This window comes from Methylobacterium sp. E-066, assembly GCF_022829635.1.
Lineage (GTDB): Bacteria > Pseudomonadota > Alphaproteobacteria > Rhizobiales > Beijerinckiaceae > Methylobacterium.
In genome coordinates, this window is the sequence record NZ_JAKSYO010000172.1 from 93397 (window position 1) to 118763 (window position 25367).

The following is a 25367-nucleotide window of genomic DNA, read 5'->3' on the forward strand; positions in this document are numbered from 1 at the left end:
TCGCTTCGACCTCGCGTGCACCGTCGGCTCATGAACAAAATCGACACCGGCATCGGAATCAGCCGTCGTTACCTCCACGATGAGGTGGCCGACCGGATGCGTGAACTGATCCGCACCGGCGAGATGGAGCCGAAGGCGCGCATCAACGAGGGCGAGCTGACCGAACGCTTCGGGATCTCGCGCACGCCGCTGCGCGAGGCGATCAAGATCCTGGCGACCGAGGGCCTGCTCGAACTGCTCCCGAACCGCGGCGCGCGGGTCGCCAGCATCTCCGAAGTCGAACTCGAGGAGATGCTGGAGGTGATCGCCGGGCTCGAGGCCACCGCCGGCGATCTCGCCTGCCGGACGATCTCGGAGGCCGAGATCGACGCGATCGAGGTCGATCACCGGGCGATGGTCGCGGCCTGGAAGGGCGGCGACGAGGCCGGGTATTTCAGCCACAACCGCCGGATCCACGAAGGCATCATGGCGGCGAGCCGCAACGGCATCCTGGCCAACATCTACGAAAGCCTGTCGGGCCGGATCCAGCGGTCGCGCTACTCGGCCCACCAGACCCCGGACCAATGGGCCCGGGCCGTGTCGGAGCACGAGCAGATGATCGTGCTGCTGCGCGCCCGGGACGGCGCCGCCCTCGCCACCCTGATGCGCGCGCATATCCGCGGGAAAAAGACCGTGATCGCCGCCAATTACGGGGTCGCGGGAGCCGGCTGAGCCGTCATCTCGAACCAGAACGAGGCGCCCGGCGTGCCGGAATCGTTCGGGTAGAGGAACGGGATGTCGGGCCCCGGCCGGCGTGCCGCGAAGACGGCCTTGACCCGGGCGCTCATCGCCGGATCCTGGCAGAGATACATCACCGGCACCGTCACCCGGAACGGCGGCGCGCCGCACATCAGCATGGCGGCCAGCAGGTACTGCTCGTTGTAGAGCCGGCAGTTCCACGCGGCCGGGTAGTCGTCCGGGATGAAGATGTCGTGGATCTGCACGATCACCCCCGGTGCGAGCCGCGGCATCACTTCGAAGAAAAAGACCGTCACGTCGGAATTGGCGAAGGAGCGGTGCGATCCGTCGAAGAAGACGATGTCCCCGGCGCGCAATTCTTCGAAGATCTTGAGGTCGCAGCCTTCGAGGGGCGAGCGAAGCGTCCAGTCGCAGATCGCGTCGATCTCCCGGCGGGGCATCGGGTCGATCGAGGTGATTTTGGTCGGCAGTTTCAGCGCATCGATCGTATAGCGGGCAAAGCAGGTCGAGGAGCCGGACCCGATCTCGAGGTAGCGGGCCGGCCGCTTCCAGGCGAGCATGGTCATCAGCGCGGCGGCGTCGAGCGCGGTGAACCACGTGTTGTTCCAGTGCGGCGTCACCGGATCGACGACGCCGGATTGATGCGGGACGCTGTGGAGCAGGTCGGCCCGCGCCTCCAGCGCATCGAGGAACGCCGCGTAGGCGGTCGTCTCGCGGGCGAGGACCGACCGGAGGTGACCGTGCGGCGCGCTGCCGGGCGTCCAGCGGGAGGACGGCACCACCGGGTGGTAATCGTGGACCGTATGGCTCCAGCGGAACGGCTCGGTACTCGCCCGGAAGATGTCGATTCCGGCGCGGCGCCCGGCGTTTCTCACGATGTCCTTCAGCATGGCCGTCCTCGCTTCCACGCGACGACAATGCTGATGCCGCAACTTCTAGTCGAGTCAGATCGCGGGCCTACGCAATCCTCGCGGGAATGCGGTTAAGCTGCGCTTTCCGTTTCGTCAGGCCGCGCTGGGTGCCCGGAGGCCGGCCACGAGGTCGGTGAAGCGGTCGCCCTGGACGATGACGTGGCTGCGCAGGGCCTCGGCGGCGCCGGCCTCATCGCCGGCGACGATGGCGGCGACGATGGCCTCGTGCTCGGCCAGCGATTGCGGCAGCCGCTGACGGGCGCGCAATTGCAACCTGCGATAGGGCGCGAGCCGCCTGTGCAGCGACAGGGCCTGCTCAGCCAGAAAAGCGTTGCGGCTCGCCCGATAGACCACCGTGTGGAACACGTAGTTTTCGGCGTAGTAGCTCTCGGCATCCGTAAGGATCGCCGCCCGGCAGCCCGCCAGGGCCGCCTGCAGGGCCTCCGCATCCTCTGGAACCAGCCGCCGCGCCGCGAGCCGGCCGCAGGCGGCCTCGATTTCCGCCATGGTCTCGAACATCGCCAGCAGCAGATGCGGCTCCGGCGCGCTGACGATGGCGCCGCGCCGAGGCTTGGTCTGGATCAGGCCGGTGGCCGCCAGTTGCAGCAGCGCCTCCCGGATCGGCGTGCGCGAGACCCCGAAGCGCTCGGCCAGCTGGTTCTCGTCGAGACGCGCCCCGAGGGCGAGTTCGCCCGAAACGATCTCGTCCTCGATCCGCTGCCGCAGGCGCTGGGCGTGGTTCATCCCTCCGGTCCTTCCCCCTCGGCGGATGGTGCGTCGCCAGCCTTCTTGAAGGATCGGTCCGGCTTACGCCGTTCACATATGCTCGACTGTTGACAAAATATACAAGACAGTTTTTCGTGCATACAAGGATTGCATCGCTAATATTGCAATGCACAAAATAGATCCGCCTTCTTATTGGCGGTGCGGGAGAGATCGATGATGCCGACACGTCGCACGCTGGTCGCGGCCGCCCTCGCGGCGCCCGCCATCCTGAGATTCGGTCTCGGCGCGGCCCAGGCTGCCACGATCCTGAAGCTGTCGCACCAGTTCCCGGGCGGCACGATCGACGAGGGCGACTTTCGCGATCGGATGTGCCGGAAATTCGCCCAGGCGGTGGGCGAGCGCTCCAAGGGCGCCCTGGAGGTTCAGGTCTATCCGGGCTCCTCGCTGATGAAGACGAACGCCCAGTTCGGCGCCATGCGCAAGGGCGCGCTCGACATGTCGCTCTACCCGAGCCCCTACGCGGGCGGCGAGGTGGCGGAGCTGAACATCGGCCTGATGCCGGCGCTCGTGACCTCCTACGCGCAGGCGGTGGCGTGGAAGTCGGCCCCCGTGGGCCGCAAGCTCACCGAGATCCTGGAATCCAAGGGCATCGTCCTGGTCTCGTGGGTCTGGCAATCCGGCGGCGTCGCCAGCCGCGAGCGGCCGCTGATCGCGCCGTCCGACGCCAAGGGCATGAAGGTCCGCGGCGGCTCCCGCGAGATGGACCTGATGATGAAGCAGGCCGGCGCCGCCACGCTCTCGATCCCGTCGAACGAATCCTACGCGGCGATGCAGACCGGCGCCTGCGACGCGGTGATCACCTCGTCCACCAGCCTGATCTCGTTCCGGCTGGAGGAACTCTCGAAGGCCCTGACCTCCGGCCGCGAGCGCTCCTATTGGTTCATGCTCGAGCCGATCATGATGTCCAAGACCGTGTTCTCGGGCCTGCCCAAGGACCAGCAGGACCTGATCATGGCGGTGGGCGCCGAGCTCGAAGCCTTCGGCCAGACCGGCGCCAAGGAGGACGACACCCGCGTCGAGCAGATTTTCTCCAAGGCCGGCGCCAAGGTCTCGCAGCTCGACGAGAAGTCGCTCGGCCAGTGGCGCGAACTCGCCCGGGAGACCGCCTGGAAGGATTATGCCGGCCGCAATGCCGGCTGCGCGGAACTGCTGAAGCTGGCGGAGCAGGTCGCGTGAGCCACGGCTTCGACGCGGCCACCGCGATCCCGGATCCGAAGGGCGCCGAGGAGCCCCGGCTCCCCGGCCTGCTCGGCCTGTTCGACCGGACACTGCGCGGCATCAACCGCGTCATCCTCGGGCTGGGCGGGCTCTGCCTGGTCGGCGCCTGCCTGGTGCTGAGCCACAGCGTCGTGGTCCGCTACCTGCTGAAGGAGCCCACCGACTGGCAGGACGAGATGGCGGTCTTCCTGATCGTCGGCGCGACGTTCTTCTCGGCCGCCGGGGTGCAGGCCAAGCGCGGCCATGTCGCGATCGAGGCGCTGACCGGCTTGCTGTCGCCCACAATCAACCGGATCCGGCTGCTGTTCGTCGACATCGTCAGCCTCGCCTTCTGCGCGTTCTTCGCCTGGAAGAGCTGGACCCTCGATCACGAGGCCTGGATCGACGGCCAGACCTCGCAATCGACCTGGGGGCCGCCGCTCTGGATCCCCTACACGCTGATGGCCGCCGGCATGAGCCTGCTGTGCCTCCAGTTCGTGCTGCAGATCGCCGAGGCTGCGCTCTACGGGCCGCGGGCTGCCGGCTGGGCCAAGCCGAAGATCGGCATCGGCGCCGACGTGAACACGGACATGCACGGTGCGCCCGGGGTCACGCCCCAGGGGCCCGATCCGATGGGCCGCACGGTCGACGCGAGGGTGAAGTGATGAGCACGGCGGCGATCGGCTTCCTCTACGCGGGGGCCACCCTCGGGGCGATGCTGTCGGGCATCCCCATCGCGTTCGCGCTCGGCGCCGTGGCCCTGGCCTTCATGGTCGTGTTCATGCCGGGTGCCTCCCTCGATACGGTGGCGCAGAACGTCTACGAGGAGATGGCCTCGATCACCCTGCTGTCGATCCCGCTGTTCATCCTGAAGGGCGCCGCGATCGGCCGGTCCCGGGCGGGGCAGGACCTCTACTCGGCCATGCATGCCTGGATGCACCGCATCCCCGGGGGGCTCGGCATCGCCAACGTCTTCGCCTGCGCGCTGTTCGCCGCCATGGCGGGATCGAGCCCGGCGACCTGCTCGGCGATCGGCTCGGCCGGCATCCCGGAGATGCGCAAGCGCGGTTACTCGCCGGGCTTCGCCGCCGGGATCATCGCGGCCGGCGGCACGCTCGGGATCCTGCTGCCGCCCTCAATCACCATGATCCTGTACGCGGTCGCCTCCGAGCAGTCCCTCGGACGCCTGTTCCTGGCCGGGATCGGGCCGGGGCTGCTGCTGGTCGGGCTGTTCGCGGCCTGGTCGATGTATCGGTTCAGGTCGGAATACACGGCCGCCAAGGCGGTGCTGGAGGGCGGGGGGCCGACCTCGCCGATCCTGGCCGACGAGCAGTACAGCATGGCCCAGCGCTTCTCGACGCTGCCGCGGGTGCTGCCCTTCGTGATCCTGCTCACCGGCGTGATGGTGGCGCTCTACGGCGGCTACGCGACGCCCTCGGAGACGGCCGGCCTCGGCGGCCTGCTGGCGCTTGGCCTGATCGCCGCGATCTACGGCGTCTGGCGGTTCCGGGACGTCAGCCCGATCCTGATCGCGACCTTACGCGAATCGACCATGCTGATGCTGATCATCGGCATGTCGCTGCTCTACGCCTACGTGATGAGCTACCTGCACCTGTCGCAATCGTCCGCGGCCGCGATCGTGGCGATGCAGCTCTCGCCCTGGGTGCTGCTGGTGACGATCCTCGCGCTGGTGATCGTCCTCGGCTTCTTCCTGCCGCCGGTCTCGATCATCCTGATGACCGCGCCGATCATCCTGCCGCCGCTCAAAGCCGCGGGCTTCGATCTGGTGTGGTTCGGCGTGGTGATGACCATCACCATGGAGATGGGTTTGATCCACCCGCCGGTGGGGCTCAACATCTTCGTCATCAAGAACATCGCCCCCGACATCCCGCTCTCGGACATCATCTGGGGCACCCTGCCCTTCGTGATGCTGATGGCGGTGGCGATCCTGATCCTGTGCCTGGTGCCGGGCATCGCCCTCTGGCTGCCGGACCTGCTGCTGGCGACGACGCGGTAGCACCGGACTTCCCCACGGACGGCGGCGCCGGTAACCTTGGCTGCGTAACCGGCGCCGCCGCCCTATCTATCCGCCATGACCGACCTTCAGACCATCCAGATGCTGCACACGGCGAACGTGATCGCCGAGGACGAGATCGACGCCAGCGTCGAGGCGTTCCTCGACGGCGCCGTGGCCGAGCCCTACCGGTTCCGCAGCGGCCACCGGGTCAACCTCGTGAAGGCGGTGCGCAGCCACCCCGGCGCTCAGGAATTCGTCGGCCGGGCGAATGTCGGCACCCAGTTGAAACGGCCGTTCGTGCGCGCGGCGATTCTGCAGGCGCGGCCGCTGAAGGGGTGAGGATCGGACTCTCTCATCCCGAACCGCATCCTGAAGAGCTTCCGCAAAGCGAAAGCCGCGAAGGAGTTCTCCAGAAGCCGCCTTGATCGATGGAGCCCTCCGTCGAGGCTGCGGCTCAGCACCTCAGGATGGGGGGCGTGGGCGGGACTTCCGACGGTTCGGCGGCCACTCACACCGTCATTGCGAGCGCAGCGAAGCAACCCAGCGCAGCGCGCGATCTCCGAACGTGGCACCTCCACGGCTCGCTGCGGGCGCGACAGTGCAGACAATGGGTTCCGCTCGAACTCAACGCCCCTCGGACTTCTTCACCGCCGCCGAGACGGTGTTCTTCTGCGACGGGGCCGCGGCGTTCGTCTTCGGCACCGGCTTCTTCGGCTTCTTCGTCTCGCGGTTGCCGCGTTGCTTCTCGGTGGCCATGCTGTCGATCCTTCGGTTCGATGCGGGTGACGTGTCGGCGCGGTCCGGGCGGCGATCGCCTACGGTTTGACGTGCGCGATGAAGCGCCCGCGCGCCCAGAGTTCGATCCGGTGTCCGTCGAGCAGGGTGACGGCGTGGCGCTCGGCCGCGTCGTCGTCCAGGGCGTTCACCGGGACGGTCGAGCGGACGCTGCCGTTCGATGAGAACCGGTAGGCCTGATAGGTCGCCGCCGCGCTGGGCGACACGGTCGGGAAAACGAAGAGCTCTGCCATGTACTCGGCCGCCGATCACAGGCGGGGACAGGCCGTCCTCAGTCACCGGAGCCTGTGGCCGCTCTTCCGATGATCGGGTGATCCTGCGCCCGGGCGGCGGTAAAAGATAGTCTCTTGGTGGCGCGGCGCCGGAGATCGGCTCGGGACCGTCTGCGCGGCGTCCACGGCCACTTTCGCGCCACCGCGCCCATCATCTATGATCGAGGCATCGATTTCACCGGGATGCGTCCCTGATCTTCCGGCCGTCGCCGCCGCGGCCTGTTTTATTCGGAGGACACCTTGCATGAGTCTTGAAACGGTCCGGGCGTTCTTCGCCGAGAAGGCGCCCGACATCGCGGTGATCGAGCTGACCACCAGCACCGCGACCGTCGCGGAGGCCGCCGCCGGCCACGGGGTCGCGCCGGCGCAGATCGCCAAGACGCTCTCGATCCGCATCGGCGATCAGGTCGCCCTGGTGGTCACCCGGGGCGATGCCCGGCTCGACAACAAGAAGGCCAAGGCGGTGTTCGGCGGCAAGGTCCGGATGCTCGATCTGGCCGAGGTCGAGGCGATCACCGGCCACCCGGTCGGCGGGGTCTGCCCGTTCGGCCTGATCGTGCCGCTGCCGATCTATTGCGACGTCTCGCTCAAATCCTTCGACGAGGTCGTCCCCGCCGCCGGCAGCACCCACAGCGCCGTGCGCATCGCGCCGGACCGCATGGCCGCGCTGACCGGGGCCGCGTGGGTCGATGTCTGCCAGGAGCCGGGGTAAGCGGCGGCGGACCGGTCTGGTTGTCAAAAATAGCGCTGGCGTAGGGCAGCGGCGGTGGGGCGAAACCCGGTCGTGAGCCATTGGACGGCGTCGATCGGGTGCGCCACCACGAGCGATACACCGTCGGCGCGCTCATGGAACAGGGCGAAGAGCTGACGAGTCGTGCCGTTCGAACGGCTGACGTGCTGCGTGTCGCGACGCTCGGAATCGTTGGTCGCGAAATCGACGAGGTTGTCGGTGACCAGCAGGTCGACGCGATCGGCGATGCAGAAGGCCAACACGCCGGCATCCTCGCGATCGCCCATGGCGAGTTGATCCCGCCCTGCCGTCAGCATGGCCGGATGCAGTTTCTCAGGTCCGACGCGCATCAATCCGTCGACAACCTGGGGAAATCCTTCGGCGAGGCGATCCGGAAGACCCTGCCGCTTCAGCACCCGTTCGAGGGTGCCGAGCATCTCACGCGAGATCGTCAGTTGAAGGGGAATCTCGCCAGCCGCACCGTCCCGCACCATCGCAACCAAGCGCATCGGCGCGGTGCCGGTCCGGCCGCGCTGCAGGGCGAGAAGGTAGGCGACCCAGACGTTCACATCGAGGCAGAGGCGTAGCACCGTGCGTGACGGCACCTGGCTGCCGCCGCCGCCAGTCCCGTGGCCTGCACTCACCTCTTCGCGGTGCTGAGCGCGGTTGCGGCCTCGAGCAGGTCGAGATCGCTCAAGTCGTCCTTTGCGGGTACCAGCGGGCGGGCGGCGGCGATTCGGGCGGACATGCTGTCAAAGTCCCGGCGCGCCGTCTCAACCCGCGCGGCGCCCTCCCGCGCACGCGTCTGCGCGTCGGTCTCGGTCGGTCGGGTACGGGGAAGATCAGACAGCGCCATCGCCGAAGGGTCGTGTCTCTCGTGTACCGCGCGAATGTAGCGCCGCGTGGTCAGGCGTTCAACGACCGCTCCAGGCCGGCGTGCGCTTGCCCAAAAACGCCTCCATGCCCTCGCGAAAATCCTGGCTCATGTAGCAGAGGAGGATCAGGTCATCGCCGGGATGCGGGGCACCGTCGGCCGTGGGGTCTTCCTCGGCGAGGCGGCGCAGGCCCTCCTTGGTGGCCTGCATGGTGAGCGGGGCGTGGCCGGCAAGCAGCTCGGCCAGGACGTCGACCCGCTCGGTCAGGGCCGCGCGGTCATCCACGACCTCGCCGACCAGGCCGATGGCCAGCGCCTCCTCGGCGCCGAGGAGGCGGGCCGTGAAGATGATGTCCTTGACCCGCGCCGGGCCGATCAGCCCGGAGAGCCGCTTGAGATTGCCCTGGCTCAGGCAATTGCCGAGCGTCCGGGCGATCGGGAAGCCGAACCGCGCGTCCCGGGTCGCGATGCGCAGGTCGCAGGCCGCCGCGATGGCCGCGCCCCCGCCCGTGCAGGCGCCCGCGATCGCCGCGATGGTCGGCACCCGCAGCCGCTCCAGGGTGCCCAGCACCTTGTCCATGAAGCGCTCGTAGCCCAGCGCATCCTCGGCGGTCTCGAAAGCGCGGAACTGGGCGATGTCGGTGCCGGCCGCGAAGGCCTTGTCGCCGGCGCCGGTGATGATCAGCGCCTTCACAGACGGGTTCGAGGCGATCGCCTCGCAGCAGGTGATCAGGCCCTGGTACATCGCGAAGGTGAGCGCGTTGCGGGCCTGCGGCCGGTTGAGGACGATCCGGGCGATCCCGGCCTCGTCCGTGGTGAACAGCAGCTCGTCGGTGGCGGCGGGCGTGGCACTCATCGCAGGTCCTCTGGGGTTCAGGCCACGGTCTCGCGGACCACGCCCCGGTCGATCAGGCCGTCGATCTCGGAGGCGGTGTAGCCGGCCTCGGCCAGGATCGCCCGGGAATGCTCGCCGAGCAACGGGGCTGGCCCATGGACCCGGCCGGGCGTGTCCGAAAACTTCACCGGCAGGCCGAGCGTCTTCATCCGGCCGACCCGGCTGTGCTCGACCTCCACCACCATCTCGCGGGCGAGCGCCTGCGGGTCCTGGTGCATGGCGTTGACGTCGAGCACGGGGCCGGCCGGGACGCCGCCGGCTTCCAGGCGGCCTAGCCAGACCTCCGAGGTCTCGCCGCGAAAAATCGGCGCCAGGGTGGCGGCGAGGTCGTGGCGGTTGGCCATGCGGTCGCGGTTGAGGGCGAAGCGCGGATCCTCGGCCAGCGTCTCGGCGTCGATCGCCTTGAGCATCCGCAGCCAATTGGTCTGGTTGGCCGCCCCGATGGTGATCCAGCCATCCGCCGTCTCGAACGCCTCGTAGGGCGCGTTCAGCGGATGGGCCGAGCCCATCGGCCCCGGGGCGATCCCGGTGGCCATGGCGATGGCCGATTGCCAGTAGGTGTGGGTGATCCCGGCCTCGAACAGCGAGGTGTCGACCGCCTGGCCCTGCCCGGTCCGGAGGCGGTGGGTATAGGCTGCCAGCACGCCCATGGCGGCCAGGATCCCGGCGGTGATGTCGGTCACCGGCGGCCCGCACTTCATCGGCGGCCGGCCCGGTCCCTCGCCGGTCACCGACATCAGCCCGCTCATGCCTTGCGCGACCAGATCGAACCCGGCCCGGTCGGCATAGGGCCCGGTGCGGCCGAAGCCCGAGAGCGAGCAGTAGACCAGCGCCGGAAACTCCTGCCGCAGGGTCTCATAGCCGATGCCGAGGCGCTCCATGGTGCCGCCGCGGTAATTCTCGATGAGCGCGTCGGCGTTCGCCAGCAGGCGGCGCAGGACCGCGACGCCGTCCGGGTTCTTCAGGTCGAGGCTGAGCCCGCGCTTGCCGCGGTTCATCATCATGTAGGCGGCGCTCTCGCCCTCCAGCGCTGGCGGGACGGTGCGACGGGTGTCGTCGCCCTCCATCTTCTCGACCTTGATCACCTCCGCGCCCATGTCGGCGAGCATCAGCCCGCAGACCGGACCGGCCATGATATGCGCCAGCTCGATCACCCGCATGCCGGCGAGCGGCCCGGAACGTCCCGTCTGTTCCGCCATCGCGGCGCTACTCCCCGGCCGGCACGGTCGCCACGGGGCCGACCGGCCCGGTGACGGGGTCCACGAATTCGCGCTCGGGATGCATGGTAAAGGCGAGCGCAGCGCCGAGCAGGCACAGGCCGACCGAGCCGACGAAGGGCAGCGTCCAGCTCCCGGTCAGGTCCACGATCAGTCCGAATACGATCGGCGAGACGATCGCCGCAATCGCCGAGCCGGTATTCATCAACCCGCTGGCGGTGCCGGCATATTTCGGCGCGATGTCCATCGGCACCGACCAGATCGGCCCGATCACCAGCTCGGCGAAGAAGAAGCCGGAGGAGAGCAGCAAAGCCACCAGGGTGAGGTCCCGGGTGAGGAACACCCCGGCCAGGCTCGCGGCCGCACCCAGGAAGCCGACGACGATCACCGACAGGCGGGCGAGCTTCACGTTGCCAGTGCGATGGAGAATCGAGTCGCTCAGCATGCCGCCGACCGTATCGCCGACGACGCCGGCGAAGAAGACCCCCGAGGCGAACAGGGCCGAGTTCTTGAGGTCGAGGCCGTAATTCTCCTTGAAGAAGCTCGGCAGCCAGCCGAGGAACAGCCACAGGGTCCAGCCGTAGCAGAAATACGTCACCGTCACCGGCAGCATGCGTCGGGTCAGCGGCCCCCACGGCACCGACTGCTTGGCACCGACCTTCTTGGGCGGCGGCAGGGCTTCGAGCTCCTTGGCCGTGATGGTCGGGTGGTCGGACGGGTCGTCGCGGAAATACAGGTACCAGATCACCACCCAGATGAAGCTGATCCCGCCCAGGATCACGAAGCTGGTCCGCCAGCCGAAATGGTACATCAGGAAGGCCACGATCGGCGGCGCTACCGCGTTGCCGAGCCGGGCGAAGGCGTGGGTGATGCCCTGGGCGAAGCCGCGCCGGCCCGGCGCCGTCCAGTTCTGCATCGCCCGGGTCGCGGTCGGGAAGGTCGCGCCCTCGCCGAAGCCGAGCAGCACCCGCGCCAGGAACAGGCTGATCAGCCCGCCGACCAGGCCGGTCAGGATCGTGGCCGAAGCCCAGATCATGCCGCAGACGAGGAGCGTGCGCCGCGCGCCGAACTTGTCGCCGACCGAGCCGCCGATCACCTGGAAGATCGCGTAGGGGTAGGCGAAGGCCGAGAGGATCAGACCGAAATCGGTCTTCGACATGCCGAATTCGCGGATGATCTCGGCGCCGGCGGTCGCGATGTTCACCCGGTCGAGATACGTGATGAAATACATCACGCAGAGCAGGCCGAGCACGCCCTGGGTGGCGCTCACGCGCTTCAGCATCGACCGTTCCTCCGCTCAAAGGCGCCGCGTTCCGCGGTCGCCGGGCGCCTCGTCCCGAGGACGGGCGCTCTTTGGTATTCGTTATTCAATCGCCTCTTGCACCGGAAGGCAACCGTGCGTCGAGGGGATCGGCACGAATTCAATCGCTAGCGGGAACGGGAAACGGGAGCCACGAGGGTCCCGTTTCGATGAAGGTGAATCGTCTTTGAGTGCGGCTCGGAGCGGCCGTGTCGTGCTGACCCCGTTCGAGACCGGTGGATCTCCCAATCACCCCCTCATCCTGAGGTGCAGCATTCGCGGCCTCGAAGGCGGCATCCAGGGATCGCGCGGCTGGCTGGAGGGCTCCTTCGAGGCCTCCGCTTCGCTCCGTCGCCTCAGGATGAGGTGGACGAAGGGATATGCCGATCTCCTGAGGGTGATCGCCTCCCCCGGGCCGGTCCCCCGCTCGCGGTGGAACCGGCCCTGTAACGGGCGTCTTCAGACCGCTGCCGGCTGCAGCTGTCCGGTCTCCGTCTCGGTGCCCAGCGCCTTGCCGCGCGGGCCGACCCAGCTGCCGACCCACTTGCGCTGCCACAGCATCAGGCAGCCCAGCACCGCGGCGGTGAACACCGCGTAGCCGATGAAGCCCGTGGAAAACGAGCCGGTATACTGCTTCGACAGGCCCATGACGTTCGGCAGGATCGCGCCGCCCAAGGCTCCGACCTCGCCGATCATCGAGCCGGCAACGGCGGTGTTGGCCGGCCAGCGCAGGGGCACGAGCTGGAACAGCGCACCGTTGCCGGCGCCGAGCGCCGCGAAGCAGAGCATGAACAGCAGCGTGGTCACGGCGAGCGAGGGCGTCGCCATCAGCGACAGGAAGGTCGCAATCGCGGCGAGCAGCACCACCGACAGGACCGCGATCCCGCCCATCCGGTCGGCGAAGTAGCCGCCGACGATCCGGATGCCCGAGCCCATGAAGGCCGCCAGCATGGTCAGCCGACCCGCCTCGACCTTGGTCACCGAGAACTGCTCGTAGAAGAAGGTCGGCAGGAAATTCGACAGGCCGACGAAGCCCCCGAAGGTGATGACGTAGATCAGCGAGAACGCCCAGCCGTCCTTGGTGAACAGGCAGGAGATGTGCTCCTTGAAGGACTGGTGGGCGTTGTCCGGCGGCTCCTTGGCGAACACGATCATGACCGCGAGCGGAATCAGCATCACCACGCCTGCGAAGGCGTAGGTGGTCTGCCAGCCATAGGCCTGCGCCAGCGGCGGGGCGAACAGCACGGCGAGCACGGTGCCCGAGTTGCCGGCACCCGCGATGCCCATCGCCAGGCCCTTGTGCTCCGGCGGGAACCAGCCCGACCCGAGGGACAAAGCTACGCCGAACGAGGCGCCGGCGATGCCGAGCAGCACGCCCATGGCGAGCACGTCGTTGTACGACGAGACCACGAAGTATCCGTATGCCATCGCCAGCATGATCACCGTCATCTCGGTGATGGCGGCGTTCTTGCGGCCGATATACTGGGCCAGGATTCCGAGCGGGAAGCGCATCAGCGCCCCGGCGAGGATCGGCAGCGAGATCATGAAGCCGGTCTGCGCCGGCGTCAGCTTGTAGGTCTCGGTGATGAACGGGCCCATGGCCCCGTTCAGGACCCAGATGGCGAAGCAGAAATCGAAGTAGAGGAATGCCGCGAACAGCGTCGGGGGGTGCCCCGACTTCATCACCGTCTTGAAGCTGGCCATAGGTGGTGCTCGTCTTATGAGAGGCGAACCGTCACGCGGTCGCTCATGCCGGGGATCCGGACTCACACCGTCCGCTGTTTGGAGCGCCGTTGCTCCGCCGCAGCATCGAGCGCGGCGCAGTGGGCAATGCAGCATGCGTGCCAGCTTCTAGGGGATCGGAGTGGCGACGATCACGGCCTCCGATCGACCCACGCCGTCATTGCGAGCGCAGCGATGCAACCCAGGGCGGCGCGCGATATCCGAACGTAGCGTTTCCCTGGGTTGCTTCGCTGCGCTCGCAATGACGAGACGGGCGGCAACCAGTGCCGCGCATATCCCACTCCCTCCTTCATCTTGAGATGGCGGGTGGGATGATCAGTCAAAGTCTCATCAAGCCTCTCACCTTCGCGAGACGGCGCGGCCTGCCTTCAAACCTGATCTCGTCCGGCAGCGGGATTGCCCGTGATCCGGGCAGCACTGCTTGGGAATCGGGCGCTCCCAATAAGCGTCCCCATCACCGGCACGACACGACGGTGCGGACGATCCAGCCTTCCTGCGGCAGCCAGAACTTGCGGCGGGCGCGGCCGCAATCGCGGTCGGGCTGGGTGCCGGAGGTCCAGGTTCCGGCCGGCTCGGCAACCTTGGGCGGCTCTGCGGTGGTGGCCCGGCGCGCCTGCGCGGGCGGGCCGAGCACCAGGGCGACAGCCAAGATGGCAGCGCCTCGTAAAACGCTTGCGCGCACGGCCAGAACCTCTCGCCCGGCGGAGATGCCGGTCAGCGCCATCAACCTTGCGTTGAGGGTCGGCGCAAGGCCATGTTGGCCGGGAACCGGGGCCGTCCCGCATGATCGCGCGGCAGGGTGAACGGGCGGGCCGTCGGTTGAGGCACGAAGGCAACACAGGCGAAGAGAAGTACCAACCGCATCATCAGACTTCGACCGTAGGGGACTCACGCAACTTGGCGATACCGCACGATCTTTGCTAAGGCCTGGGATGAGCTTGGCCCTGTATTCGTGCCGGCCTGCTCGATCGCGCGCCGCCGCACGCTTTCGGTGACGCCGCGCCATCCAGGGAAAACCGAACCATGTCCGCCCCGATCCGCCGCCTCGTCCTGGCTGGCTTCACCGTCCTCGCGCTTGCCTCGACAGCCCACGCCCAGGGCCGCGGCCCGGTGGCCGAGTCCGGCATCGACGGGCTCGGTGACGACGGCCAGCTCTACCAGGACCAGAACGGTGCCTTCTACGTGCGCCGCGGCGACCGCTACCTGCCCTATACCGGCCGCGCCCCGGTGGTCCGCGCCGCCCCGCCGGCAGCCCAAGCGCCGCAGGCTGCCCCAGCACCGCAGGCCGCCCCGGTCTACGCGCTGGAATATGATGACCCGACCGCGCCGCCCCGGCGCGCTGCCGGAGCGCCCCCGGCCGAGGGTCTCTCGCCGATCGAGGCCGCCAAGGCGAAGGCCGTGCTCCGCACCCCCGATGAAGGGCCGATCGACTACGCCAAGGCCTACGGACCGATCCCGGACGACGTGTTCCCGATCCAGGCCTTCAACTACAAGAAGATGAACCCGGCCTTCCTCCGTCAGGAGATCGCCTATAACGGCCCCTACGAGCCGGGCACGATCATCGTCGACCCGCGCGCCCACCAGCTCACCCTGGTCGAGACGGGTGGTCGCGCCCGCCGCTACGGCGTCGGCGTCGGCAAGCAGGGCTTTTCGTGGTCCGGGACCGCGACGGTCAATTCCAAGCAGGCCTGGCCGGATTGGTACCCGCCCAAGGAGATGATCGCCCGCAGCCCGAAGCTCGCCAGCGAGGTCGACAAGCTCCAGAGCGGGCTGGGCGTCGAAGGCGGCCTGCGCAACCCGCTGGGCGCGCGCGCCATGTATCTCTGGCAGGGCAACAAGGACACGCTGTTCCGCATCCACGGCACCCTCGAGCCATTCTCGATCGGCAAGAGCGTGTCCTCGGGCTGCATCCGGATGATCAACCAGGACGCGATCGACCTGTTCAGCCGCGTCAATGTCGGCAGCAAGGTCGTCGTCCTGAACTGATTTTTTGGGACTTGGTTTAAGACTTCGGGAGCGCCGTCAGGCCACGCCGCGGCGGTGCTCACCCAGAATCCGTCGGACCGTCCCAGCTTCCGAGCGGTAGACCACCGTCTCGGTCTGGATCCGGTCGGGCCGGAACCGGACGCCGCGCAGCAGCGCTCCGTCTGTAACGCCGGTGGCGGCCACGATCACGTCACCGCTGGCGAGATCGACCAGATCGTATTTCCGGTTGTAGTCGTCGATGCCCATCTCGGCGGCGCGGCGACGGCGCTCGGGCGTATCGAGGATCAGCCGCCCCTGCATCTGGCCGCCGATGCACCGCATGGCCGCGGCGGCCAGGACGCCCTCGGGGGCGGCGCCGGTGCCGAGATAGATGTCGATGCCGGTCTCGGCGGGACTTGCCGTGAAGATGATGCCGGCGATGTCGCCGTCCGAGATCAGCCGGACCGCGGCGCCAGCGGCGCGCACGTCGGCGATCAGGGCGGCGTGGCGGGGGCGGTCGAGGATCAGCGCCGTGATCTGATCGGGCTCGACGCCCTTGGCCCGGGCGAGCGCGGCGATGTTGTCGGCGGGGCTGGCGTCGAGATCGACCAGGCCCGGCTTGTAGCCCGGACCGATCGCGATCTTCTGCATGTAGACGTCGGGGGCGGCCAGCAGCGAGCCGCGCTCGGCCATCGCCATCACCGCGATGGCGCCGGGCATGTCCTTGGCGCAGAGCGTCGTGCCCTCCAGGGGATCGACCGCGATGTCGACCTCGGGCCCCTCGCCGCGCCCGAGCTGCTCGCCGATGAACAGCATCGGCGCCTCGTCGCGCTCGCCCTCCCCGATCACCACGGTGCCGCGGATCGGCAGGCCGTTGAGCTCGTCGCGCATCGCGTCGACCGCAGCCTGGTCGGCCGCCTTCTCGTCGCCCATGCCGCGCAGCCGCGCCGCCGCGATGGCGGCCCGCTCTGTGACGCGGGCGAGTTCGAGGGCGAGCGTGCGCGGCACGCCGCGCGGTTCGGACTTGGGGGGCACGGCCATCGTTTCCTGCCTGTGTCCCGGGCCGATCTTATGGTCGGATCCCGGCGCGTTCGTCGTCGACCAACACCTGTCAGTCTACGCACGCCGCAAAAATATCACTTATCCTGCATCAAAATTGCGGCACGTGGCGCGACATTGTGCACGCTTATTCACGCTCGATGCGGATGACCTGCGGCGGCTCGGCGAGCAGCCCATCGGCGTCGATCGCGTCGAGGGCGGCCCGGATGCTGCCCTCGGTGGCCGCGTAGGTGATGAGCACGAGCGGCACCGGCCGTCCCGAGCGCCCGCGCGGATCGGTCCCAGCGCCCTCGGTGCGGCGCTGCAGGATGCTCTCCAGGGAGATTTCCCGGTCGGCCATGCGCTGGGCGACGCCGGCGGCGACGCCCGGACGGTCGTGCACGGTGAGGCGGATGTAGTAGCCGCCCTCGTGGCGCTGCATCTCGACCCGCTCGCTGGCGCGCATCGCCGAAGCCGGCACCCCGAAGGTCGGGCGGACGATGCCCCGGGCCACGTCGGCGATGTCGGCCACCACCGCGGAGGCGGTCGCCTCGCCGCCGGCGCCCGGGCCGATCAGGGTCAGCTCGCCGACGGCGTCGGCGTCAATGGTCACCGCGTTGGTCACGCCCATCACCTGGGCGATGGCGGAGGATTTCGGCACCATGGTCGGGTGGACGCGCTGCTCGATGCCGGCCTCCGAGGCCTGGGCGACGCCGAGCAGCTTGATCCGATAGCCGAGCTCGTCGGCCATGCGCAGATCGAGGGGCTGCACGCGGGAGATACCCTCCACCGACACGCCATCGGCGTCGATGGTGGTGCCGTAGGCGAGGCTCGTCAGGATCGCGAGCTTGTGGGCGGTGTCGAAACCCTCGACGTCGAAGGTCGGGTCGGCCTCGGCATAGCCCAATGCCTGCGCATCCTTGAGGCAGGCTTCGAAGGTCAGGCCCTCGCGCTCCATGCGGCTGAGGATGTAGTTGCAGGTACCGTTGAGGATCCCGTAGACGCGGGCGACGGCGTTGCCGGGCAGGCCCTCGCGCAGGGTCTTGATCACCGGGATGCCGCCGGCCACCGCGGCCTCGTAGGCGAGTGCCACGCCGTTCGCCTCGGCGAGCGCCGCCAGCGCCGCGCCGTGGCGGGCGAGCAGGGCCTTGTTGGCGGTCACCACCGTCTTGCCGGCCTGGAGCGCCGCCTCGACCACGTCCTTGGCCGGCCCCTCGGCGCCGCCGATCAGCTCGACCACGCAATCGACCTCGCCCGAGCGCGCCAGCGCCACCGGATCGTCGAACCAGGTGACACCGGCGAGATCGAGGCCGCGGTCGCGGGTCCGGTCGCGGGACGACACCGCGGCGACGCGAATGTCGAGGCCGGAGGCGGTCAGGGTGTCACGGCGGCGGGCGATCATCCGGACGACGGACGCGCCGACGGTGCCGAGGCCGGCGACGCCGATGCGGTAGCTCACTGTCATGATTCCTTCCGTGCCGGGCGCCCGCTTGAGGCCGGGCCCCCGATGCGGCGCATCTGTGCAAGAATTCCATCCGGCCCGCAAGAAAACCGCTGTCCCGCTCAGCCCGCGACTACGCGGTGCCGGATGGCCGTGGCAACGAGCGCGTAGAGCACCAGGGCGTTCAGAACATGCCAGAGCGCGTGCGTGCCCATCGGCAGCACCGCGCAGACGCTGCGGTCCAGGGTGCGCGCGGTGAGCGAGACGAGGAACAGCACGCCGATCTCGGTGAGCCGTCGCCCGGTGCCGACGAAGCGCGTCTCCGGGCGATCGAGCACGGCCACGGTAAACAGGGCCAGGGCCGCCGGCAGGTAATCGATCGAGCCGTTGGTGAGGGCGGAGATGTCGGCTCCGGTCAGCCCGTCGAGGGTCGGCACCAGCGTGAAGCTGAACAGGACGAAGCCCGCGGTGGCCGCCTCGACCCGGAGACGGGGCAGCTTCAGGAAGCGGTGCAGCGCCAGCGCCAGATAGGCGACGATGAACAGCGTGATCGGGATGATGTCGGCATACATCGCCCAGGTCACCGCCAGGGTGTGGAACAGGAACGAGCCGATTCCGACGACGGCGATCAGCCCGGCCAGACCCAGGCAAGCGCGATCCGGCGGCTCAACCGCGCGGGCTCGACGCGCCGAGGCGGCGGCGGCCAGCAGGAAGGCCAGGTTGGAGGCCGCGTTGACCGGCTCGGCCCAGACCTCCGGCCCGGTCCGCTCGCAATAGGCCATGACCGGCTCGAACCACCCCATCGTCATCCTGGCGCCCATACCGCCCCGATCTTGCGCCGCCATGGCCTTGTCAGCGCGGCGCGAAGCGCGGATGACGACCGGACGGCGAGCGGAAGCGAGGCGATGCGGATTACCACCTGGAACGTCAACTCGATCAAGCAGCGGCTGCCGCATCTGCTGGGCTTCCTCGACGAGGCAAAACCCGACGTGGTCTGCCTGCAGGAGCTGAAGTGCCAGGACGACGCGTTCCCCCGCGCCGAGGTCGAAAGCGCCGGCTACGCGGTCGAGACCCTGGGCCAGAAGGCCTATAACGGCGTGGCGATGCTGGTGCGGGCGCCGCTGGCGATGACCGAGATCCGCCGTGGCCTGCCGGGGGACGCGTCCGACGAGCAGTCCCGCTACATCGAGGCGCTGATCTCCGGCGCCGACACCAAGCCGGTGCGGGTGGCCTCGATCTACCTGCCGAACGGCAACCCGGTGGACAGCCCGAAATACCCCTACAAGCTCGCCTTCATGGAACGGCTGCGGCTCCACGCCCGCGCCCTCATGGAGGACGAGAACGCCGTGGTGCTGGCGGGCGACTACAACGTCATCCCCGAACCCGCCGATGCGGCAGACCCGGAGGCGTGGCGCTCCGACGCGCTGTTCCTGCCCAGCACCCGGGCGGCGTTCCGCGCGCTCCTGGCCGAGGGCTACACCGACGGCCTGCGCGCCTGCGACCCGCGCGACGGGCTCTACACCTTCTGGGACTACCAAGCCGGCTGCTGGCAGCGGAACGCGGGCATCCGCATCGACCACCTGCTGCTCTCCCCCCAAGCCGCCGACCGGCTAGTCTCGGCCGCCGTGCAGAAGCATCTGCGCGGCCTCGACAAGCCGTCCGACCACGTGCCGGTGACGGTGGAGCTGACGGCGGGGTAGGGTCGAAAGCCTCATCGCATGAGCTTTGGTCACGCCCCTTGGGTTTGGCGGCGGACAGACGGCTTTCTGGACGTTGCTACCGTCATCCCACGTGGGAGGCTTCCCCGAAACTCGTTTTCAAAGCCGGTTTGATCCGCTTTTCCGACCCTCGACCTCATCCTGAGGTGCCCGCGCAAGCGGGCCTCGAAGGAGCCCTCCAGACAGCTCCGCGACCCCTGGAGGGCTCCTTCGAGGCCAGCCGATCTTCGATCGCCCGGCGCCTCAGGATGAGGGCAGGGATTGGGATACCTGTTGCTGAGAACCGCCTTCCGACATCGGCCGAAGACATCCCGCCCATCTTGCCGGTTGACGGCGCCCCCCCGCTCCGGTGGAGGACAAGGCATCCCGCACCGTCGCAGGTGAATCAATCGACCATGCCGGCCCACTCCCTCGTCCTGTTCCCTGATCCCCGGCTCTCGCTTCCGGCAGCCCCGACCGATGCGTTCGGGCCCGGCCTGAAGGCCCTCGCCGACGATGTGGCAGACACTCTCCTGGCCGCGAGCGCCATCGGACTGACGGCACCGCATATCGGCATCTGCGAGCGCGTCATGGTCATCAGGCTGTCGCCGGACGAGGATCTGCGCGTCTTCGTGAACCCAAAAATCCTCTGGGCGTCCCCCGACACGGCGGTCCATGACGAGGGCAGCGTCAGCATGCCGGGCGTGCGGGAGCGGATCACCCGGGCCGCCCGCATCCGGTTCGGCTATCGCGACCTCGACGGAGCAACCCACGAGGAGGAGGTGGACGGCTTCGAGGCCGCCGTCGTCCAGCATGAGATTGATCAGCTCGACGGCGTCTTCTGGATCGACCGCCTGTCGCGATTGAAGCGGGATCGTCTGCTCAAGCGCTTCGAGAAGCTGAAATTGGCTTCGTCCCTGTAAGCGATCGCCAAATCGCGCGCTGCCGAAGTCAATCTCGGCGCTGCGCAAGCAAACATGAGCGATCGAAGGCTTGGACGCGCCGCCGATTGCAACGCGATCGGCAACAGGTCTAGGAAGCCGCCGAGCTTTCGGGGGACTCGACCATGATCGTCTACGGCACCAGCATCTCGCCCTTCGTACGGAAGGTCCTCGTGGCTCTGGCCGAGAAGGGCATCCGGTACGAGCATCGGCCGGTGTCGCCGCAGGCGGAGGATGCCGCGTTCCGGGCGGCAAGCCCCGTGGGCAAGATCCCGGCGATCGACCACGACGGCTTTCGGCTGGCCGATTCCAGCGCGATCCTCGACTACCTCGAGCGCCTGTACCCGCAGCCCGCACTGATCCCGGCCGATGCGCAGGGTGCCGCCCGCGCCCGCTGGTTCGACAAGTTCGGCGAGATCGAGCTCGACCGGAGACTTTCGGTCGTGTTCGCGGAGCGCTTCCTGAAGCCGCGGATCTTCAAGGTGCCGGGCGACGAGGCGTTGGCGCAGCAGGCGCTCGACCAGAACCTGCCGCTCCTGTTCGATTATCTCGAAACGCAGATCACCGGTCCGTTCCTCGTCGGCGATGCCTTCGGGATCGCCGACATCGCGGTGGCGTCGCCGTTCCACAATCTCCGGCTCGCGAAGGTCGAGGTCGATGCGGCGCGCTGGCCGAAGCTCGCCGGCTGGGTCGCCCTGACCCTCGACCGACCGTCCTTCGTCACGGCAATCGCGGCCCCGGCCTGGTGAGCCCGCGCGGCCTCATCACGGACCGGTGAGTGCGGCCTGGTCGGCAGACCGACAATCGGCCCTATCTCCATCGTCATGGACCGGCGGATCGACAGACCGCGGTCCCTGCCCCGATGGAGTTATGATGATCGTCTACGGTACCGGTTACTCGCCCTACGTCCGCAAGGTCCTGGTCTCGCTCACCGAGAAGAACGTGCCCTTCGAGCACAGACCGGTGATGTTCCACGCGCCCGACCAGGACTTCCAGGCGGCCAGCCCCCTGGGTAAGATTCCGGCGATCGAAGATGGCGGCTTCAAGCTCGCCGATTCCTCGGCGATCCTCTGGTACCTGGAGCGTAAGCATCCGACCCCGGCCCTGGTCCCGTCCGACCCGCAGGCGCTCGGCCGCGCGATCTGGTTCGACAAGTTCGGCGACACGGAGCTGTTCGGGAAGCTGGTCGTGCCGTTCGTCGAGCGGGTCCTGAAGCCCAACATGATGGGCAAGCCCACCGACGAGGCCGCGGTCACGAAGGCGCTCAACGAGGATCTGCCGCCGCTGTTCGACTATCTGGAGCGGCAGATCTCGGGGCCGTACCTCGTCGGCGACGCGTTCGGCATCGCCGACATCTCGATCGCCACGGGTTTCTACAACTTCCACTTGGCCGACGCGCATGTCGATGCCGGCCGCTGGCCGAAGCTGTCGGCCTACGTCGCCGAGACCCTGGCGCGCCCGTCGTTCAAGGCCGCGCAGGACGCCAAGAAGGGCTGATCCCGACCGGCGGCGTCAAACCATGCCGCTGTTTCGGGAAAACAGCGGCATGGTCTCGACCTTCGTTATCGCGTGATGCTTTCGGAAAACCGGAATCCGCTTTTCTGCATCGTGGTCTAGTGCCGCCGCCGGATCGAGCCGACGGTCTGGAGCTGGCTCTGGGCCTCGGCCCGGTCATCCTCGTTGGCGGCCGCCCAGTTCTTCTCGTAGAGCGCCACGATCCAATCGTCCTTGCGGCCCTCCGCGCCCTCGCGGGCGAGCGAGAGCCACATCAGGCCCTTCACGCGCTGGATCGGCACGCCGCCCAGTCCGTTCAGGAGCATGTCGCCGAGCAGCGCCTGCGCCGGATGGTGGCCCTTCTCGGCCGCCAGGTTGAACCAGCGGGCCGCCTGGCGGGGGTCGGCCTCGACGCCGGTGCCGTCAAGGTAGAGCCGGGCGAGGTTGTACTGCGCGTTGGGCTCGCCGTAATACGAAGCCGCGTAGTTGAACATGTCGTAGGCGCGCTCGGGGTTCGGGCGCACATAGGTGCCCTTGATCCCTTCCAGGAAGTAGGTACCGAGCGCCGTGAACGCGCTGCCGGTCACCGCCGAATTCTGCGGATCGGGACCGTCGTCGGTGCTGGCATCGGCGATCCGGGAGAAGAACTCGAACGCCTTCAGGTCGTCATGGGGCACGCCGTCGCCCTCGGCGTACATCCGGCCGAGCTTCCACAGGGCCAGGGCATGGCCCTGCCCGGCGGCGTATTCGAGGGCGCGGGCGGCGCCCTGCTTGTCGCCGGCATTGTACTCGCGCACGCCGGCGCGCAGCGCGTCCTTGGCCGAGCGATAGCTCTTGTCCGCCACCGGCACCTGCACCGGCGTGCGGACGCTGGCGTCGAGCGCGCGCGGCGCCTCCGTGGGCAGGGCGAGCAGGATCAAGACGCCAGCGGACGCCGCGATTCTGGCAATCAGGCGGGACCGACCGGGATCGGCCCCGGCCGGCGCCCTGCGCCGGCTGAGGTCAGTCCTAGACGTCCGCATAGCTCTCCATCTCCTTGGCGCCGCCCGGATGGGTCACGGCGCCGTACAGCGCCGGGCCGACGCCCTGCGCGTATTTCCACAGGTAGCCGGAGGTCGCGGTGTTGGTCCGGGGCGCCCACGCCTTGCGGCGCTCGGCCAACTCCTCGTCCGACAGGGCGACGTTGAGCGTGCCCTGGATCGCGTCCAGGGTGATGATGTCGCCGTCGCGGATCAGGCCGATCGGGCCGCCCACCGCCGCCTCGGGGCCGACATGGCCGACGCAGAAGCCACGGGTCGCGCCGGAGAAGCGCCCGTCCGTGATCAGAGCGACCTTGTCGCCCATGCCCTGGCCGTAGAGGGCCGCGGTCGTGGACAGCATCTCGCGCATGCCGGGGCCGCCGCGCGGACCCTCGTAGCGGATGACGAGGACGTCGCCTTCCTTGTAGGTCCGCGACTGCACCGCCTCGAAGCAGGCCTCCTCGCCATCGAACACCCGGGCCGGGCCGGTGAAGACCTGTTTCTCGGCCGGCATGCCGGCGACCTTCACGATCGCGCCCTCGGGGGCGAGGTTGCCCTTGAGGCCGACGACGCCGCCGGTCGGGGTGATCGGGCGGTTGGCCGGGTAGACCACGTCCTGGTCCGGGTTCCAGGTCACCCGGTCCATGTTCTCCGCAATGGTGCGGCCGGTGACCGTCAGGCAGTCGCCGTGCATGAAGCCGTGGTCGAGCAGGGTCTTCATCAGCAGCGGGATGCCGCCGACCTCGAACATGTCCTTGGCGACGTAGCGCCCGCCGGGCTTGAGGTCGGCGATGTAGGGCGTGCGCCGGAAAATCTCGGCGACGTCGAACAGCGTGAACTCGATGCCGCATTCATGGGCGATCGCCGGCAGGTGCAGGGCCGCGTTGGTCGAGCCGCCGGAGGCGGCCACCACGGTGGCGGCGTTCTCGAGCGCCTTGCGGGTGACGATGTCGCGCGGGCGGATCTGCTTGGCCAGCAGCTCCATCACCTTCTCGCCGGCGGTGGCGCAGAACTTGTCCCGGATCTCGTAGGGCGCCGGGGCGCCGGCCGAGTAGGGCAGCGCCAGGCCGATCGCCTCGGAGACGGTCGCCATGGTGTTGGCGGTGAACTGCGCGCCGCAGGCGCCGGCTGACGGGCAGGCCACCTGCTCCAGCTCGTCGAGGTCTTCCAGGCTCATGTCGCCGACCGCGACCTTGCCGACCGCCTCGAACAGGTCCTGGACGGTGACCGGCTTGCCGCGGAACGAGCCGGGCAGGATCGAGCCGCCGTAGATGAAGATCGACGGGACGTTGAGGCGCACCATCGCCATCATCATGCCGGGCAGCGACTTGTCGCAGCCGGCGAGGCCCACGAGGGCGTCGTAGGCGTGGCCGCGCATGGTCAGCTCGACCGAGTCGGCGATGACCTCACGCGACGGCAGCGAGGCGCGCATGCCGCCATGGCCCATGGCGATGCCGTCGGTGACCGTGATGGTGCAGAATTCGCGCGGCGTGCCGTGGGCGGCGGCGACGCCCTTCTTCACCGCCTGCGCCTGGCGCATCAGCGAGATGTTGCAGGGCGCGGCCTCGTTCCAGCAGGAGGCGACACCCACCAGCGGCTGGTGGATCTGCTCCCGGGTCAGGCCCATCGCGTAGAGATACGAGCGATGCGGAGCGCGGTCCGGACCCTCCGTGACGTGACGGCTGGGCAGCTTCGACTTGTCGTTCAAACGCGTGTCCATCAACCCGAACCAAGCCTTCGCGCCGCCAGTCCCGAGGGTGCAGGAGACCGCGGCGCGTCGCCGTTCGCGATGCGCCGTGGGGGCCGTCCGCGTGCTCGGGAAATCCTCGTTTCGAAACGGTAAATCGTTGTCGAACTTGCCGTTTACCGCGGATGTTGAGGTGGGCTCGGACTATGGCGGGATCGCGGCGTTTGCGGGCAGGTCTCGGGGCAGACCCGGGATCGTTTTACGGTGTTGCGACCCCGCCACAGCCACGCTTGGGGTCGATTGCCGGCGCGAGATTAGGTTAAGGATAATCGTTCGGCCGCATGACCGGGCCAATTAGGCTTAATCGACACCGCTTCTAAGGCTCACAGACGAGCGGTATCGCCGGAGCCCTGCCGCTCAGAACGCTCCGTTTTCATTCTGAGACAGTGCAGGCGAGCCCGGAATCCGGAGCCGCCGGCGGTGCAAGGTACTGAATTGCTTGCGTTTCTGGATCCCGGGCTCCGCTCCGCGGCCCCGGGATGACGGGGGTGATGGATCGGGTGTCGATGACAATCTCCGGACCGCAGACATGGACCTTAAACTGCTATCC

27 protein-coding genes are annotated in these 25367 nt (G+C 68.5%); 11 read left to right on the plus strand and 16 right to left on the minus strand.

Features of this window, described 5'->3' with window-relative positions; all coding sequences use genetic code 11:
• Positions 1 to 30: 30 nt before the first annotated feature.
• Positions 31 to 711 (plus strand): GntR family transcriptional regulator, encoded by a 681-nt coding sequence (locus tag MKL20_RS24095; protein ID WP_244038794.1) that lies wholly within the window; start codon positions 31 to 33, stop codon positions 709 to 711.
• Here MKL20_RS24095 and MKL20_RS24100 read toward each other — a convergent pair.
• Together MKL20_RS24100 and MKL20_RS24105 are read right to left on the minus strand one after the other, a co-directional pair.
• Positions 687 to 1628 carry a class I SAM-dependent methyltransferase gene (locus MKL20_RS24100; protein ID WP_244038795.1) on the minus strand — a complete coding sequence of 314 codons (942 nt, stop codon included), beginning with the start codon at positions 1626 to 1628 and terminating at the stop codon, positions 687 to 689. The genes MKL20_RS24095 and MKL20_RS24100 overlap by 25 nt on opposite strands.
• Positions 1629 to 1742: 114 nt before the next feature.
• Entirely contained in the window at positions 1743 to 2393 is a 651-nt protein-coding gene (locus tag MKL20_RS24105) for a GntR family transcriptional regulator (protein WP_244038796.1), read from the minus strand.
• Between the two features lie 195 nt (positions 2394 to 2588).
• Here MKL20_RS24105 and dctP point away from each other — a divergent pair, with 195 nt between their 5' ends.
• The 4 genes from dctP to MKL20_RS24125 all read left to right on the plus strand — a co-directional run bounded on the left by dctP (position 2589) and on the right by MKL20_RS24125 (position 5988).
• A complete protein-coding gene (gene dctP, locus MKL20_RS24110; RefSeq protein ID WP_244038797.1) occupies positions 2589 to 3611 on the plus strand; it encodes a TRAP transporter substrate-binding protein DctP in 1023 nt (340 codons plus the stop codon).
• Positions 3608 to 4297 (plus strand): TRAP transporter small permease, encoded by a 690-nt coding sequence (locus MKL20_RS24115; RefSeq protein WP_244038798.1) that lies wholly within the window; start codon positions 3608 to 3610, stop codon positions 4295 to 4297. Before dctP ends, MKL20_RS24115 begins: the two co-directional genes overlap by 4 nt.
• A complete protein-coding gene (locus MKL20_RS24120) occupies positions 4297 to 5649 on the plus strand; it encodes a TRAP transporter large permease (protein WP_244038799.1) in 1353 nt (450 codons plus the stop codon). The genes MKL20_RS24115 and MKL20_RS24120 overlap by 1 nt, the downstream gene beginning before the upstream one ends.
• A 75-nt stretch (positions 5650 to 5724) precedes the next feature.
• A complete protein-coding gene (locus MKL20_RS24125) occupies positions 5725 to 5988 on the plus strand; it encodes a hypothetical protein (RefSeq protein WP_244038800.1) in 264 nt (87 codons plus the stop codon).
• Between the two features lie 285 nt (positions 5989 to 6273).
• On the opposite strand, the gene MKL20_RS33075 is transcribed toward MKL20_RS24125, so the two are convergent.
• Both MKL20_RS33075 and MKL20_RS24130 read right to left on the minus strand, forming a co-directional pair.
• Positions 6274 to 6405: a hypothetical protein gene (locus MKL20_RS33075; RefSeq protein WP_279594953.1), complete on the minus strand. Its 132-nt coding sequence runs from the start codon at positions 6403 to 6405 to the stop codon at positions 6274 to 6276.
• Between the two features lie 59 nt (positions 6406 to 6464).
• Complete coding sequence (locus MKL20_RS24130) at positions 6465 to 6677, minus strand: hypothetical protein (protein WP_244038801.1); 213 nt, start codon at positions 6675 to 6677, stop codon at positions 6465 to 6467.
• Positions 6678 to 6960: 283 nt separating this feature from the next.
• Between MKL20_RS24130 and MKL20_RS24135 the strand changes: the two genes are divergently transcribed.
• Entirely contained in the window at positions 6961 to 7428 is a 468-nt protein-coding gene (locus tag MKL20_RS24135) for a YbaK/EbsC family protein (RefSeq protein WP_244038802.1), read from the plus strand.
• 23 nt (positions 7429 to 7451) lie between these two features.
• Here the strand turns inward: MKL20_RS24135 and MKL20_RS24140 are convergent, their stop codons facing one another.
• The 7 genes from MKL20_RS24140 to MKL20_RS24170 form a co-directional block, all read right to left on the minus strand.
• Entirely contained in the window at positions 7452 to 8090 is a 639-nt protein-coding gene (locus MKL20_RS24140) for a PIN domain-containing protein (RefSeq protein WP_313902750.1), read from the minus strand.
• Positions 8087 to 8302, minus strand: a complete 216-nt coding sequence (locus MKL20_RS24145) for a hypothetical protein (RefSeq protein WP_244038804.1) — start codon at positions 8300 to 8302, stop codon at positions 8087 to 8089. Before MKL20_RS24145 ends, MKL20_RS24140 begins: the two co-directional genes overlap by 4 nt.
• 58 nt (positions 8303 to 8360) lie before the next feature.
• Complete coding sequence (locus tag MKL20_RS24150) at positions 8361 to 9176, minus strand: enoyl-CoA hydratase/isomerase family protein (protein ID WP_244038805.1); 816 nt, start codon at positions 9174 to 9176, stop codon at positions 8361 to 8363.
• Between the two features lie 17 nt (positions 9177 to 9193).
• On the minus strand, positions 9194 to 10414 hold the full coding sequence (locus tag MKL20_RS24155; RefSeq protein WP_244038806.1) for a CaiB/BaiF CoA transferase family protein: 1221 nt from the start codon (positions 10412 to 10414) through the stop codon (positions 9194 to 9196).
• A 7-nt stretch (positions 10415 to 10421) separates the two neighbouring features.
• A complete protein-coding gene (locus MKL20_RS24160) occupies positions 10422 to 11714 on the minus strand; it encodes an MFS transporter (protein ID WP_244038807.1) in 1293 nt (430 codons plus the stop codon).
• A gap of 477 nt (positions 11715 to 12191) precedes the next feature.
• Positions 12192 to 13436 (minus strand): nitrate/nitrite transporter, encoded by a 1245-nt coding sequence (locus MKL20_RS24165; protein ID WP_244038808.1) that lies wholly within the window; start codon positions 13434 to 13436, stop codon positions 12192 to 12194.
• Positions 13437 to 13929: 493 nt separating this feature from the next.
• Entirely contained in the window at positions 13930 to 14124 is a 195-nt protein-coding gene (locus tag MKL20_RS24170) for a hypothetical protein (RefSeq protein ID WP_244038809.1), read from the minus strand.
• Between the two features lie 374 nt (positions 14125 to 14498).
• On the opposite strand from MKL20_RS24170, the gene MKL20_RS24175 reads away from it, so the two are divergent.
• Complete coding sequence (locus MKL20_RS24175) at positions 14499 to 15461, plus strand: L,D-transpeptidase (RefSeq protein WP_244038810.1); 963 nt, start codon at positions 14499 to 14501, stop codon at positions 15459 to 15461.
• Between the two features lie 36 nt (positions 15462 to 15497).
• Here the strand turns inward: MKL20_RS24175 and glpX are convergent, their stop codons facing one another.
• The 3 genes from glpX to MKL20_RS24190 all read right to left on the minus strand — a co-directional run bounded on the left by glpX (position 15498) and on the right by MKL20_RS24190 (position 18722).
• Complete coding sequence (glpX, locus tag MKL20_RS24180) at positions 15498 to 16481, minus strand: class II fructose-bisphosphatase (protein WP_243962595.1); 984 nt, start codon at positions 16479 to 16481, stop codon at positions 15498 to 15500.
• A 145-nt stretch (positions 16482 to 16626) separates the two neighbouring features.
• Positions 16627 to 17943, minus strand: a complete 1317-nt coding sequence (locus MKL20_RS24185; RefSeq protein ID WP_244038811.1) for a homoserine dehydrogenase — start codon at positions 17941 to 17943, stop codon at positions 16627 to 16629.
• A gap of 98 nt (positions 17944 to 18041) precedes the next feature.
• A complete protein-coding gene (locus MKL20_RS24190) occupies positions 18042 to 18722 on the minus strand; it encodes a ceramidase domain-containing protein (protein ID WP_409568197.1) in 681 nt (226 codons plus the stop codon).
• Between the two features lie 102 nt (positions 18723 to 18824).
• Between MKL20_RS24190 and xth the strand changes: the two genes are divergently transcribed.
• The 4 genes from xth to MKL20_RS24210 all read left to right on the plus strand — a co-directional run bounded on the left by xth (position 18825) and on the right by MKL20_RS24210 (position 22054).
• Entirely contained in the window at positions 18825 to 19619 is a 795-nt protein-coding gene (gene xth, locus MKL20_RS24195; RefSeq protein WP_244038812.1) for an exodeoxyribonuclease III, read from the plus strand.
• Positions 19620 to 20032: 413 nt separating this feature from the next.
• Positions 20033 to 20539: a peptide deformylase gene (locus MKL20_RS24200; protein WP_244038813.1), complete on the plus strand. Its 507-nt coding sequence runs from the start codon at positions 20033 to 20035 to the stop codon at positions 20537 to 20539.
• A gap of 143 nt (positions 20540 to 20682) precedes the next feature.
• On the plus strand, positions 20683 to 21306 hold the full coding sequence (locus MKL20_RS24205) for a glutathione S-transferase family protein (RefSeq protein WP_244038814.1): 624 nt from the start codon (positions 20683 to 20685) through the stop codon (positions 21304 to 21306).
• 124 nt (positions 21307 to 21430) lie between these two features.
• Entirely contained in the window at positions 21431 to 22054 is a 624-nt protein-coding gene (locus tag MKL20_RS24210; protein ID WP_244038970.1) for a glutathione S-transferase family protein, read from the plus strand.
• A gap of 116 nt (positions 22055 to 22170) precedes the next feature.
• Here MKL20_RS24210 and MKL20_RS24215 read toward each other — a convergent pair whose 3' ends face one another.
• Together MKL20_RS24215 and ilvD are read right to left on the minus strand one after the other, a co-directional pair.
• A complete protein-coding gene (locus MKL20_RS24215) occupies positions 22171 to 23073 on the minus strand; it encodes a tetratricopeptide repeat protein (protein WP_244038815.1) in 903 nt (300 codons plus the stop codon).
• Positions 23060 to 24790 carry a dihydroxy-acid dehydratase gene (gene ilvD, locus MKL20_RS24220; RefSeq protein ID WP_244038816.1) on the minus strand — a complete coding sequence of 577 codons (1731 nt, stop codon included), beginning with the start codon at positions 24788 to 24790 and terminating at the stop codon, positions 23060 to 23062. The genes MKL20_RS24215 and ilvD overlap by 14 nt, the downstream gene beginning before the upstream one ends.
• Positions 24791 to 25367: the final 577 nt, after the last annotated feature.